At 40.8% G+C, this 13384-nt stretch carries 10 protein-coding genes; 2 read left to right on the top strand and 8 right to left on the bottom strand.

Annotated features, from left to right (window positions below; genetic code table 11):
* Positions 1-74: 74 nt before the first annotated feature.
* From ACTNC6_RS03875 to ACTNC6_RS03860, 4 genes are all read right to left on the bottom strand, one after another.
* Entirely contained in the window at positions 75-734 is a 660-nt protein-coding gene (locus ACTNC6_RS03875) for a methionine ABC transporter permease (protein WP_008707324.1), read from the bottom strand.
* The gene (locus ACTNC6_RS03870) at positions 721-1776 is read right to left on the bottom strand and encodes a methionine ABC transporter ATP-binding protein (protein WP_441043270.1); all 1056 of its coding nucleotides are present in this window, start codon (positions 1774-1776) and stop codon (positions 721-723) included. The genes ACTNC6_RS03875 and ACTNC6_RS03870 overlap by 14 nt, the downstream gene beginning before the upstream one ends.
* Positions 1777-2028: 252 nt before the next feature.
* The gene (locus ACTNC6_RS03865) at positions 2029-2271 is read right to left on the bottom strand and encodes a hypothetical protein (RefSeq protein ID WP_441043269.1); all 243 of its coding nucleotides are present in this window, start codon (positions 2269-2271) and stop codon (positions 2029-2031) included.
* Between the two features lie 171 nt (positions 2272-2442).
* On the bottom strand, positions 2443-3117 hold the full coding sequence (locus ACTNC6_RS03860; RefSeq protein ID WP_441043268.1) for a hypothetical protein: 675 nt from the start codon (positions 3115-3117) through the stop codon (positions 2443-2445).
* A gap of 294 nt (positions 3118-3411) precedes the next feature.
* Here ACTNC6_RS03860 and ACTNC6_RS03855 point away from each other — a divergent pair, with 294 nt between their 5' ends.
* Positions 3412-4623, top strand: a complete 1212-nt coding sequence (locus tag ACTNC6_RS03855; protein WP_441043267.1) for an IS110 family transposase — start codon at positions 3412-3414, stop codon at positions 4621-4623.
* Between the two features lie 122 nt (positions 4624-4745).
* On the opposite strand, the gene ACTNC6_RS03850 is transcribed toward ACTNC6_RS03855, so the two are convergent.
* The 4 genes from ACTNC6_RS03850 to ACTNC6_RS03835 all read right to left on the bottom strand — a co-directional run bounded on the left by ACTNC6_RS03850 (position 4746) and on the right by ACTNC6_RS03835 (position 12214).
* On the bottom strand, positions 4746-5330 hold the full coding sequence (locus tag ACTNC6_RS03850; protein ID WP_441043266.1) for a fibronectin type III domain-containing protein: 585 nt from the start codon (positions 5328-5330) through the stop codon (positions 4746-4748).
* A 363-nt stretch (positions 5331-5693) separates the two neighbouring features.
* Positions 5694-6902: a hypothetical protein gene (locus ACTNC6_RS03845; protein ID WP_441043265.1), complete on the bottom strand. Its 1209-nt coding sequence runs from the start codon at positions 6900-6902 to the stop codon at positions 5694-5696.
* A gap of 62 nt (positions 6903-6964) precedes the next feature.
* Positions 6965-7582: a Crp/Fnr family transcriptional regulator gene (locus tag ACTNC6_RS03840; protein WP_441043264.1), complete on the bottom strand. Its 618-nt coding sequence runs from the start codon at positions 7580-7582 to the stop codon at positions 6965-6967.
* An 867-nt stretch (positions 7583-8449) separates the two neighbouring features.
* Positions 8450-12214, bottom strand: coding sequence for a phosphoribosylformylglycinamidine synthase (locus ACTNC6_RS03835; RefSeq protein ID WP_441043263.1), 3765 nt, complete (start codon positions 12212-12214; stop codon positions 8450-8452).
* 287 nt (positions 12215-12501) lie between these two features.
* Between ACTNC6_RS03835 and ACTNC6_RS03830 the strand changes: the two genes are divergently transcribed.
* Positions 12502-13380 (top strand): LysR family transcriptional regulator, encoded by an 879-nt coding sequence (locus ACTNC6_RS03830; RefSeq protein ID WP_441043262.1) that lies wholly within the window; start codon positions 12502-12504, stop codon positions 13378-13380.
* Positions 13381-13384 lie beyond the last annotated feature (4 nt).

The raw sequence follows: 13384 nt of genomic DNA, 5'->3' as shown, positions 1-13384 counted from the left end.
AATTTTTCATATTTTTATTGATTTTTTTAACTTGTTTCTATTTCTTCCAGCTACATTTTTACAGCCGTTTTTTTTTACTTTCTTCTGTCAATCTTATTTGCAATCATCATTCCCACTGACTGGAAAATCTGTACCAGCACTACCAGCAGGATAACTGTGACGATCATAATATCTGACTGATATCTGTAATATCCATAGCGGATAGCAATATCACCAAGTCCGCCTCCACCTACTGCACCGGACATTGCTGAATAACCAAGGATAGTTCCGATTGCAATCGTTGCTCCTGTGATAAGTGAAGTTCTGGCTTCTACCAGAAGAACCTTCACGATGATCCTTATATTGCTGGCACCCATAGCTCTGGCTGCCTCGATCACACCTGCATCCACCTCTTTAATAGAAGATTCCACCATTCGTGCGATAAAAGGAATGGCTGCCACTACCAGTGGCACTACCGTTGCTGTAGATCCATAGCTCTTTCCTACCACTGCTCTGGTAAAAGGAATCAACAGGATCAGCAAGATCAGAAACGGAATACTTCTCACAATATTTGCAATGGCATCCAGTATCTTATACAACACTGCATTTGGTTTCAATCCCTCTTTATCAGACACTGCCAGCAGCACTCCCATAGGAAGTCCGAACAGATATCCCAGAACTGTGGAAAGAACTGTCATGTAAAGTGTTTCTCCCACACCCTGGACGATCATCATTATTGTCTCATGATCCCACATATTCTGTCACCTCCCCGATTGCTAAACCTTTTTCTTTCAGATACTGTTTCATCATTTCTGTCCTGGTACTGCCCTCCATAAACTCCAGTATCATCTCTCCCTTGGCTACACCACCTACATTCTTGGTATCTGCCTTCAGGATATTTACCGGTTCTCCGAAGGTAAGGATCAGATTTGCGATCACAGGCTCAAAAGCTGAGTTCTCGGAGAATACAATTCGTATCTTCTCACCGCTTTTAATCTCTGCCTGTCCCTTTTCTCTGCCGGCATCCGGTCTGATGTCTGCGCCGATATCGGAGCCTGTATCCTTTCGGATCAGTTCTTTGGCAACCTCTGACTGAGGATTTGCAAAAATATCTGCAACCAGTCCTTTCTCAACCACTTCACCCTCATACATGATCGCCACATGTGTACAGATTTCACGCACAACCGACATCTGATGAGTAATGATCACTATGGTGATTCCAAACTGTCTGTTAATCTTTTTCAGCAATTCCAGAATGGAAGAAGTAGTCTGCGGATCCAGTGCACTGGTAGCCTCATCACAAAGTAAAATCTTCGGATCCGATGCAAGTGCTCTTGCAATGGCAACCCTCTGCTTCTGTCCACCGGAGAGCTGTGCAGGATAAGCATTCTGTCTGTCCCCCAGACCAACGATCTCCAAAAGCTCTGCTGCCCTCTTTCTGGCCTCTGCCTTCTTCTTTCCTTTTATATAAAGTGGAAAACAGACATTATCAATCACTGACTTCTGCATCAGCAGATTGAAATGCTGAAAGATCATACCAATCTCTTCCCTCTGTTTCCTCAATTCCTTCTCTGTCAAATCTCCAAGAGCCTTCCCATCTATCAGAACCTGTCCCTCTGTGGGAACCTCCAGAAAATTCATACATCGTACCAATGTACTCTTACCTGCCCCCGACATACCAATAATTCCATATATATCACCGGAATCGATATTCAGGTTCACATCCTTCAAAGCCTCGACCACGCCATCCTTCGTGTCAAAAGACTTCCGGACCTTCTCAATCACAATCCCAGACATCTCATTCTCCCTCTCTCTTATTCCCCGCTCCGTTGAGCATGAACATACTATACCACTCCACTTCCAAATATGCCAATTCATAATACCTAGTGCCAGTTATAGCTTAAAGCTATTATTTTCATCACTTTACTGCATTAAATTCTATATCTCTTGGATTTATTCAGAAAGAAAAACAGCAGGAGAAAGGTCATATTCCTTTCATCCTACTGCTTATTGCTTTTCGCAGCCCCGCAGGGGACTTACTTGATTCGGTTAAAGACCATATTCCTTATATAGTTGCTCACGTCTTTTAGAATCTGTTGATACAATCGGGATTTCTTCCGTTCTCTGATCCTGAATCAGTCGAGTAATCAGGCTTCCCAGTCGAACTTCTCCCTGAATCTGCCCGATTGCCTCTCCTCTTGCCTGTCCAATTCCCTCTCCTTCTGCACGTCCAATTGCTTTTCCCTCTGCTTTAAGTCTTTCAGATTCCAATTCCAGAACTTTTCCACCCATAATATCACCTATTCCTTTCCGAACATTGTCATCTTCGCGAAAAATTTTACTTGACAATCAACACCCGCTAAGTACAAAGATTTTACACTTTGCAGCTTGTTCGGGATAGTTTTATTTTAAGAGTATGTTCGCATAATTTTCACAAAGGAAAACGTACTGCAGACTTAACTATTATTCTGTATAAAGTCTCACATTATAAAACTTATTATTTTTTTTGGATTTAATCTGCATAAATATACCGTAAGTACCCTGTGGAAGCTTTTTTCCGCTTTTTATATTTTTGACTGTAGAATACTTATCCCCGGTTTTTGCATAGCATATCATGGATACCAATGTATAATTCGGTTTTAACTTATATACCAGTCTCCCATTCAATGAATCCTCTGACACTGTAACAGTACCTGATTTATTTAACTTTGAGCAGTAATTTTTTGAACCGATTTTAAATATCTTCAACGGGTTTTCCCATTTATATACTGTATAACTGCATGTTCTTGTATAGGATTTCGCTCCAACCGTAACCTTAACTTTAATTTTAGTGTTTCCCGGTGCTATTGGTGTTGTCTCATATCCTGCGGAATATTTTCCGTTTCTTTCAAAGGTATAACCTTTTACAGTTACAACCTTTGTATTATAACTCTTTACACTGATTTTCACCTTTGATGTATATTCAGGTGTGAAATAATCGCACCCCATTCCAGCTGGTGCTGAATATAATACAGCGCTGATCTTCGTTGACATTTGCGCCAGAGGATTCTTCTGTGCTGCCCAGACATTTACGGACATGGCAAGCATTGCTACTACTGCAGCAAGGAGCATAAATAATACATTTTTCTTTCTCTGCATAATTTTTTCCTCTTTCTACTACAATATAAATATGGTTAATATCCCTTACAACCAGTAAGGAATTATCCATCTTGTTGCTTAAGCTGTATAATGATGGAGCAATAGGTATGTCGGCTTCCTTTCTTGGACTTCGCGTCCGTATTTTAGACTGATAACCAGCTCCTCATTTGCAGCGTTCGTTTTATGCAGGTTGAATCGCCTCAGGTGCATTCGTGTCACACCACAGTAGATTGAATAGGCAATGAGTAAAACTGGTACTTATCCATTGCAATAATCTTAAGGAGTGACAAATTTATGAATGCAGTAGGTATCGATGTTTCAAAAGGTAAAAGTATGGTTGCTATTTTGCGACCTTTTGGTGAAGTTGTTTCCACACCTTTTGAAATCAAACACACAACCAGTGACATCAATTCGCTTGTAGAACTCATTAACTCTGTTGATGGTGAATCCAGAATCGTAATGGAGCATACTGGACGGTATTATGAAGTCCTTGCCCATCAACTTTCTGCTGCAAACCTTTTTGTCAGTGCTATCAACCCAAAACTTATCAAGGATTTTGATAATGATTCCCTTCGTAAAGTGAAATCCGATAAAGCTGACGCTGTTAAGATTGCCCGATATGCACTTGACAAGTGGCAAAATCTTAAACAGTATAGTGTTATGGACGAATTACGAAATCAACTCAAAACCATGAACCGACAGTTCGGCTTTTACATGAAGCAAAAGACGGCTATGAAGAATAACCTCATCGGCATCCTTGACCAAACCTATCCTGGTGTTAATACTTATTTTGACAGTCCTGCACGTAGTGACGGCAGCCAGAAATGGGTTGATTTTGCATCTACATACTGGCATGTGGACTGTGTCCGTAAAATGTCTCAAAACGCTTTTGTTGAGCATTATCAAAACTGGTGCAAACGCAAGAAGTACAACTTCAGCCAATCCAAAGCTGAAGAAATCTATGGAAAAGCAAAGGAACTTGTTCCTGTACTTCCTAAGGATGACATCACGAAACTTATTATCAAACAGGCCGTTGACCAACTTAATAGCACCTCTACAACAGTTGAGTCGCTTCGCACTCTCATGAACGAAACTGCATCCAAGCTCCCTGAATATCCTATCGTTATGGCAATGAAAGGTGTTGGTCCATCACTTGGTCCTCAGCTAATGGCTGAGATTGGTGATGTTTCTCGGTTTACTCATAAAGGTGCTATCACTGCATTTGCTGGTGTAGATCCCGGTGTTAATGAATCCGGTACCTATGAGCAGAAAAGTGTACCCACTTCAAAAAGAGGTTCTGCAGATCTGCGAAAAACACTATTTCAGGTAATGGATGTTCTTATCAAGACAATGCCACAAGATGATCCAGTATATCAGTTCTTGGATAAGAAACGTGCTCAAGGTAAACCTTACTATGTCTACATGACAGCTGGTGCCAACAAGTTTCTACGAATCTATTATGGTCGTGTGAAAGAATATCTTTCATCACTTCCAGAATCCGAATAATTCCACAACATTTTCTTTCAGACCAGCACTAGTGTGGTGGTCTTATTTTGATACCTATTTTTCAACCTGTATAAAAAAACACCTGTCAAAATCGCGGAAAACTTTTTCTTCATCTTAGCTCCTTATCTTTTAATTTTTTTCACAGATGAGAACGCACTGTAAACTTTCTTTCCCTTCACTGTCTGATATGCACGGATTTTATACTGATAAGTGGTATTCTTTTTTAATCCCTTATCTGTAAAAGAAGTGGATTTTGTGTCACTGATTTTTTTCCATGTCTTTCCAGTCAGTTTGTATACTTCATAACCAGATGCACCTTTTGTCTTGGCCCAGGTTACTTTAATATCTGAGCTTCCGGATTTTTTTACAGATTTTATGTTTGGCTTTGGAAGATAAATTTTAAATGTCTTCTTTAATGTTCCGGAATAACTTCCTTTTCCCTTAATAGTAATCGTAGCAGTTCCACACTTTATATTATCTTTATACGATACTGTATAATGAACACCTTCTCTAAGAGTTGTTTTTCTATTTTGGGAATTTCCTTCAACAACCTCAAGATAATACGGTTTTATTGCTTTTCCCGTATATAAATACTTGGTCTCTGATATTACTACTGTGCAATTTGAAAGTTTTCCTTTTTCCGGTTTAGCAGTAAAAGTATTTGTTTTTACATCAGAAAGTGCAGTACCATCCAGAAGTTTTTCCATACCGTTGCTTTGGGCACAAATATAGTAAACAGAATTTGGTTTTAAAGCATTCACTCCATTGCTCAATAATCCGGCCCATTGGGTTTTTCCACCCCCCAGGTCAATACTTGCAGATAATACAAAGAACGGTGAACTGTTAATAATATATCTGGAATCATTTCCGGTAACCAGTCGACAATTTGCCATAGCATCTGTTGCACCAGTCATTGAAACCGGAACAGTTACCTTACCTTTCTTATTGATTCCCGGCATTGAGGGATAATCTTTTATCACTGCACCATTTTTTATGATTAACTCAGTTTCAGAGTTTTCGTAACTGAAATGTAAATCATAGGTACCAGCTTTAGGATTTCCCTCACCTGACTATTCAATAAATGGTACTAAACGATCTGCATATTTATTTTTTGCATAGCATGGGAGAATTTCGCTTTCCCCATCACTGTAAGTAACTTTAATTTTACCTCCAAACATATCATAAAGTCTGAATTTTCCCGGTTTCCATGTTTCAGGCGTCTTTGCCGAAATATAATAAGTGTTCTCATATGGCTGTTCAACCATCTCCAGGGATATAATATCTCTGAGCATTTCTGCTTTATATTCGATTTCTGTTACTTCTGTTCCAGTCTTATAAGATAAATAATATTCTTTTCCCTTCTGTAATTTATATTTTGCTATTCCTAATGTGAAATCACCATTTGTGTTCTCCTGCTGAAGTACATTCATAGAAGTATCACATAATTTAAAGCCATAACCATTTCCCCATTCAAAATTCCTGCCGGTTCCGCTAAACAGGTAAACTCCATCTTCTTCAGGAGTAATTTTAGCATATTTCCATGAGGTTGATGTGCTTGCTGATACAGAATACTTACCTTCTTCATACTGCTTTAATACAGGCATATTTTCTGCTTCTTTTATCCAGATGGATGTTGATATAGAAGACTTATCACTGGCAGTGATTTTTACTGTATATTCTCCGACTGTTAATGGCTGATACTCTGTTCCTTCATTTTCATGTGTCTTAACCTGTGAACCATTATACCATATGGAAATCTCATAACGATTGCTATAAGAATCTTCCATAACCCAACAGGACTTTGAATAACTAAAATCATCAGTATCAATCTTTAATTCTTCTGAATCCAGATCATAATAATCCCCTTCATCAAGGGGATAGGTTGTTTTTATTGTCATGCCTGAAAAATCAAACTCTGATATGTCTCTTGCTTCGACTCCGTAGACATAGGACGTAATGTCAGGCTGTTTCAGAATTTCAAGCTGAATTGCCGGCTTTTCCCCTTTCTCCTCTTCATCATCGTCATCCTCATCCTCATCGTCGTCATCATCTGTTGTTCCTGTCAGCAATTCTTCTTCATTACTGACGAGAGTTTCCTCATTTTCACTTTTCTCTTCTTCTGGTGAGGTAACCTCCTCATCTCCATTTCCTGTCTCATTACCTGCTGAAAATACATCCGCACTTTCTTCCGGGCTGGAGAACTCTGCTCCATAAGCCGGAGCCCCCATTGTACAGGAAACTGCAGCTGCCAGAAATACTGCTAACGCCTTTTTCTTCATGGACTTTTCCTCCTTGATTTGTGAGTTTTATTATGTGAATTGACAGTTACTTTCCAACTCTGTCAAGCCCCATCATATTTTTTCAGCATCCTGCTGAAGCATTCAGGTGTCATATTCAGATAAGATGCTATATCTTTTTTGTTCACCTTTTTTTCCAGCCCCGGATAGGTTTCCAGGAAATATTCATACCTCTGTACCGGATTACAGGTAAGAATCATTTTTCTGTATTCATATTCCCTCATAGATGCCACACTCTGCATCCGATTACAGACCAGAGCAATTTCTATATTCTCCATAGCCAGCTTTCGAAGAACATCCGCTGATATCCTTACAATTTCACAGTCCGTTATCAGCTCCACTGTCAGGAAAGAGGTTATCTGCTTGTCCAGATTCATAATCCCTACCAAAGCTTCCCCCGGAAAATGCGCAAAACAATGAACCTGTTTTTTTCCATCCGATTTTTCATAATATGATTTTACAAGACCACCCTTTTTATACAGAAAAGAAATCGCATCTACCTTCTCATTCTCTTTCATCAGCAAAGTTCTTGCTTTCAAATTACAGATTTCCGAATTCTCCGCCAACACCTCCAGCACAGCTTCCGATTTTATTCCTATCACATTATGAAAAAAATCTTTCAGTTTTCCCTCTTCATTTTCCCTTTTTCTTTCATCACTCATACTTTTTCCTTTTTACACGCTCAAAACCAACAGACAAAACCATATTATTTAAAGTTATCGTTTATCCTGTTCCTTTGCAAACAAGATTTTCTCTAATTATATCTTATTGTCTGACAAATAGCAATTCCGCCACTTGATTCAAATCAAGTAATCAAAAATATTTTTTCCCAACATACCATTCACAATTTTTACTGCTACACAAAAATAGCTATAAGACTTCATTTTTGAAATCCTATAGCTTTGCTATTGATAATATTACGTTGTATTTCTAATCATCAATTATTTTCCAGTAACCATTGGAAAACGACCAATAAACCGAACAATACTTGTGTCTTTATTCTTTATCATATTCAAATCCATAAAATCACTCCTTAACGTAAAAAAGCTGAGCACAAGTCTCAGCTTGGTCCCCAATGCCAAAAAGGCTTCGGGCAACTCTGTTACATATAGTATATTCAAAAAGCCCCGAAATTGCAATAGTTTTTATTATTTTCATCAATAAAAATCTATAACATTGCATCTAAGCAGTTCATTACTACTATAGTAATTCCCTCAAATGCCTTAGTAGTCTAAACTGCAACAAATTCAATGCTTTCCGGCATATTCTGACCCGTGGCGACCTTCACACTCAAAAAAGGGCGCTGCCCAAGCAGCCGCCCTTTCGTTAAATCACATCTTTTTTGAAACTATACTCTAATCTTCTTCACTTCCCACTTCACAACCTACCCAACCAGGCAAATCCGCAAAGTTAATACTCTCCTCCACACCACAATCCCGGCGCTCCCAAAAAAGAAGCGCAAGGGTGGAGTCCAGAGGAGGGACAGCGCTTTCTGTCCTTCCTCTGGAACCTTCCGTCCCGGAAAGAGTTTATTTAAAATATTCCACACCAGACTCGAATATTTTAATATCCTGCTCCCCATAGATATTAATAGCAACTCCGTCCCCGCGGCGCTCACTATGTGCCATCTTACCAAGGATACGTCCATCCGGGCTGGTAATACCTTCAATGTTCATATAAGAGCCATTGACATTCCATTCTTCATCAACGCTGAGCTGTCCATCCGGAGTTACATACTGAGTTGCAACCTGTCCGTTTGCAAACAGCTTCTGCAGCCATTCTTCATTTGCAACGAAGCGTCCTTCACCATGTGAAGCCGGGTTACAGTATACACCGCCAAGCTGTGCTTTCTGCAGCCAAGGAGATTTATTACTAACAACCTTAGTATAAACCATCTTGGAGATATGGCGTCCGATAGTATTAAATGTCAGTGTAGGAGAATCTGCTTTCTGTCCGCAGATTTCACCGTAAGGTACAAGACCAAGCTTGATCAGAGCCTGGAATCCGTTACAGATACCAAGTGCCAGACCGTCTCTTTCATTGATCAGCTTCATAACAGCTTCTTTGATCTTCGCATTCTGGAATGCAGTTGCAAAGAATTTCGCAGAACCATCCGGTTCGTCACCTGCGGAGAATCCGCCCGGGAACATGATGATCTGTGCCTGATCGATTGCCTTCTCAAAAAGCTCTACAGAATCATGGATATCTTCAGCAGTCAGGTTCTTGAATACTTTTACATCCACCTCTGCACCTGCACGCTCAAATGCACGTGTGCTGTCATACTCGCAATTTGTTCCAGGGAATACAGGAATAAACACACGAGGTTTTGCAACTTTGTTCTTGCATACATAAATGCTGTCTGCACGATAAAGCTTCTCATCTCTGTCAGCTGCCTCTTTATCATTCTCAGAAGAAACTGTCTTAAACACTTTTTCCAGAGTACCTTTCCATGCATTTTCAGCTTCGTCTACAGTGATCACTGTATTTCCATAGGAGAAGTTACCGTCAGCAGTTACTTCACCGATCACTGTATAAGTAATGGAAAGCTCTCCAACCTTACCATCCGGAACTTCCAGGATAATATCACCAAATCCAGGTGCAAAGAAATCTCTCGGATCAAGGTTATGCTCAATCTTTACGCCCATGCCATTACCAAATGCCATCTTTGCAACTGCAGCTGCAATACCATGGCGGTCAAGTGCATAAGCAGAAACAACTTTGCCGTCCTGCATATCTTTATGAAGTTTTTCATACTGATCCATGATTCCTGCATAATCCGGCAGATCATACTGATCCTTCGGTGCGCGAAGCCATACCAGTTTGTTTCCTGCTTTCTTTAATTCCGGTGTGATCACATCCTGGATCTTCGCAACGTCAACTGCGAAAGATACCAGTGTCGGAGGTACATCAATATCATTGAACGTACCGGACATACTGTCCTTACCACCGATGGATGGAAGTCCGAATCCCATCTGTGCTGCATAAGCACCGAGAAGTGCTGCGAAAGGCTGGCTCCATCTCTTAGGATCTTCTGTCATACGGCGGAAGTATTCCTGGAATGTGAAACGGATTTTCTTATAGTCACCACCTGTAGCCACGATTCTTGCAACGGACTCTGTTACTGCATAAGCAGCTCCGTGGTATGGGCTCCAGGAGGATAAATACGGATCAAAGCCATAGCTCATCATGGTTACAGTATCTGTTTTACCATTCTGTACCGGAACCTTGGCAACCATGGACTGAGTCTCTGTAAGCTGATATTTACCACCGTATGGCATAAATACGCTGCCTGCTCCGATAGAACCGTCGAACATTTCCACAAGTCCCTTCTGAGAGCATACATTTAAGTCTGCAAGAGTTTCCATCCATTTTGCTTTTACATCAGCAACGTCCGGGCGTTCTTCAAAGAGATTACCTTCTTTATTCGGGATTTCTACTTCTACAGTTGTTTCCTGATGTGCACCGTTAGTATCCAGGAATGCACGGGAAATATTTACGATCTCCTTACCTCGCCATACAAGTACCAGACGAGGATCCTCTGTTACAACTGCAACCGGAATTGCCTCCAGGTTCTCTTCATTTGCATAACCAAGGAAAGTATCTACATCTTTCGGGTCAACTACTACAGCCATACGTTCCTGAGATTCGGAAATTGCAATCTCAGTTCCGTCAAGACCTGCATATTTCTTCGGAACCTTGTCAAGGTCTACCCTCAGACCTGCTGCCAGCTCACCGATAGCAACGGAAACACCGCCTGCACCAAAGTCATTACATTTCTTGATAATATGGCTGACTTCTTCACGGCGGAACATACGCTGGATCTTACGCTCAGTAGGTGCATTACCCTTCTGAACCTCAGCACCGCACACTTCGATGGAAGCCTCTGTATGAACCTTGGAAGAACCGGTAGCACCACCGATACCGTCACGTCCTGTACGTCCTCCAAGTAAGATAATGATATCTCCCGGATCAGAATTCTCACGGATTACTGCGCGTCTGGGAGCAGCACCCATAACAGCACCGATCTCCATACGTTTCGCTACATAGTTAGGATGGTAAACTTCTTTTACATAACCTGTTGCAAGACCGATCTGGTTTCCATAGGAGCTGTAGCCATGAGCTGCGCTTCTTACCAGTTTCTTCTGCGGAAGTTTACCCTTGAGAGTTTCTTTTACAGAAACAGTAGGATCTGCTGCACCTGTTACACGCATTGCCTGATATACATAAGTACGTCCTGAAAGCGGGTCACGGATTGCACCGCCAAGGCAGGTAGCTGCACCACCGAATGGCTCGATCTCAGTAGGATGGTTATGTGTCTCATTCTTGAAGTTGATCAGCCATTCCTCTTCTTTACCGTCTACGTCTACAGGAACTACAATACTGCAGGCATTGATCTCATCAGATTCTTCCTGATCAGCAAGCTTTCCTTCTGCTTTCAGTTTCTTCATAGCCATCAGAGCCAGATCCATCAGGCAGACAAATTTATCCTTACGGCCTTTGTAAAGTTCTTCTCTGTCAGCAAGATATTTCTTGTAAGTATCTACGATCGGTGCTTTGTAATCACCTTCGTCAAATTTTACATCTGTCAGCTCTGTGGAGAAGGTTGTATGACGGCAATGATCTGACCAGTAGGTATCAAGTACACGAATCTCTGTCATAGACGGGTCACGTTTCTCTTCTTCCTTGAAATAATGCTGGATATGCTGGAAATCCTTGAATGTCATTGCAAGATTTAAAGAATCATAAAGTTCCTTTAATTCTGCTTCCGGCATTTCCTTAAATCCATCGAAAATCTTAACATCTTCCGGTTCCGGAAATACAGTTACCAGTGTTTCCGGTTTCTCCAGACCTGTCTCACGGGAATCTACAGGGTTGATGCAGTGATGCTTGATAGCATCAAATTCTTCATCTGTGATAGTTCCTTCAATTACATAAGTAGTTGCGGAACGAATGATAGGCTGTGCGTTCTCATCCAGGAACTGTACACACTGAACAGCAGAATCTGCTCTCTGGTCAAACTGTCCCGGTAAAAATTCTACAGAGAAGATGCGGGAGCCTTCTGCTGCCTCAAAATTCTCCAGATATAAATCATCTACAGGTGGCTCTGCAAAAACAGTTTTGCATGCTTTATCAAAAACTTCATCAGAAATATTCTCTACATCATAGCGGATCAGCACACGTACTGCTGTTACGGACTTAATTCCCAGATAGCTGCTGACCTCATGTTTTAATTCCTTTGCCTGTACAGCGAAGGCCGGTTTCTTTTCTACATAGACACGTCTTACGTTACTCATAGAAACTCCTTTCTTGTGTATGCATTGTTTTAAAAATGCTTTAAAAGCATCTTGCAGCCCGACTCCAGTGAACCTGCTGCTTGAACTATTGCTTTCTTTATAGTATCATAGGAAATATCATTAGTAAAATTAATATATCTTATATTTTTATTAATGCAACTAATTAATCACTATCCGTGAAATGTTTTGGAATGAATATGCTAAAATCCAGAGACATACAAGCTCTAAAGTTCCATTGCTGCAGACAATTTATATCATCATATTATTTTATGAAAGGATTTATTTCTATGGATATTAATCTGGAATTATACAAAGTATTCTACTATGTTGCCACCACCCTGAGCTTTTCTGAGGCTTCCCGACAGCTTTTTATCTCCCAGTCAGCAGTCAGCCAGTCCATTAAAACCCTGGAAAAAAAGCTGAATCATCCTCTTTTTATCCGAAGTACCAAGAAAGTATTATTAACTCCTGAAGGAGAACTTCTGCTCCAGCATGTAAAACCTGCGCTCCAGCTTCTGGATGAGGGAGAATCTCTCCTGTCCGGAGACAATCTGCTGAAAGGCCAGCTGCGTATTGCTGCCAGCGATACGATCTGCCGGTATTTTCTCATTGATTATCTGCAGAAATTCCATCAGACCTATCCTGATGTCCGCATTAAAGTCACAAACAGTACCTCCATCGGCTGTGCAGAGCTTCTGGAAAAGGGTCAGGCAGATCTGATTGTATGCAACTGTCCTAATTCCAGGCTTGGCAGTCATTTTCAGACCCGTGTGTTAAAAGAATTTCACGATGTGTTTGTTGCCAATACGAATTACTTTCCTGTACACACTGTTCAGACCGAACTGCAGGAGCTTCTGAACTATCCGATCCTGATGCTTTCCCCCAAAAGTACCACCAGTGAATATTTGCGGGAAGCATTTACAGCCCATAATCTCAAGCTTCTTCCTGAAGTAGAGTTAAACAGTAATGACCTGCTTCTGGATCTGGCAAGGATCGGACTGGGAATTGCCTGTGTTCCTGATTATATGTTAAAAGAAAATGATCAGCTGACACCGCTCATGCTAAAGGAGCCTCTTCCCGGACGTCAGCTTGTACTTGCTCAACATGACAGTCTTACTGTCTCTCAGGCTGCTGAACGCTTTATTGAAATGTTTACTTCCATATAATAAA

The sequence above is a fragment of the Blautia sp. HCP3S3_C4 genome (genome assembly GCF_052064095.1).
GTDB lineage: Bacteria > Bacillota > Clostridia > Lachnospirales > Lachnospiraceae > Blautia_A.
This window is presented reverse-complemented; position numbering and strand designations above follow the sequence as displayed.

Excerpts from the sequence above, each read along its gene's own strand:
- ACTNC6_RS03875 (WP_008707324.1), bottom strand. The coding sequence starts at position 734 with ATGTGGGATCATGAGACAATAATGATGATCGTCCAGGGTGTGGGAGAA.
- ACTNC6_RS03870 (WP_441043270.1), bottom strand. The coding sequence starts at position 1,776 with ATGTCTGGGATTGTGATTGAGAAGGTCCGGAAGTCTTTTGACACGAAG.
- ACTNC6_RS03865 (WP_441043269.1), bottom strand. The coding sequence starts at position 2,271 with ATGGGTGGAAAAGTTCTGGAATTGGAATCTGAAAGACTTAAAGCAGAG.
- ACTNC6_RS03860 (WP_441043268.1), bottom strand. The coding sequence starts at position 3,117 with ATGCAGAGAAAGAAAAATGTATTATTTATGCTCCTTGCTGCAGTAGTA.
- ACTNC6_RS03855 (WP_441043267.1), top strand. The coding sequence starts at position 3,412 with ATGAATGCAGTAGGTATCGATGTTTCAAAAGGTAAAAGTATGGTTGCT.
- ACTNC6_RS03850 (WP_441043266.1), bottom strand. The coding sequence starts at position 5,330 with ATGGAAAAACTTCTGGATGGTACTGCACTTTCTGATGTAAAAACAAAT.
- ACTNC6_RS03845 (WP_441043265.1), bottom strand. The coding sequence starts at position 6,902 with ATGAAGAAAAAGGCGTTAGCAGTATTTCTGGCAGCTGCAGTTTCCTGT.
- ACTNC6_RS03840 (WP_441043264.1), bottom strand. The coding sequence starts at position 7,582 with ATGAGTGATGAAAGAAAAAGGGAAAATGAAGAGGGAAAACTGAAAGAT.
- ACTNC6_RS03835 (WP_441043263.1), bottom strand. The coding sequence starts at position 12,214 with ATGAGTAACGTAAGACGTGTCTATGTAGAAAAGAAACCGGCCTTCGCT.
- ACTNC6_RS03830 (WP_441043262.1), top strand. The coding sequence starts at position 12,502 with ATGGATATTAATCTGGAATTATACAAAGTATTCTACTATGTTGCCACC.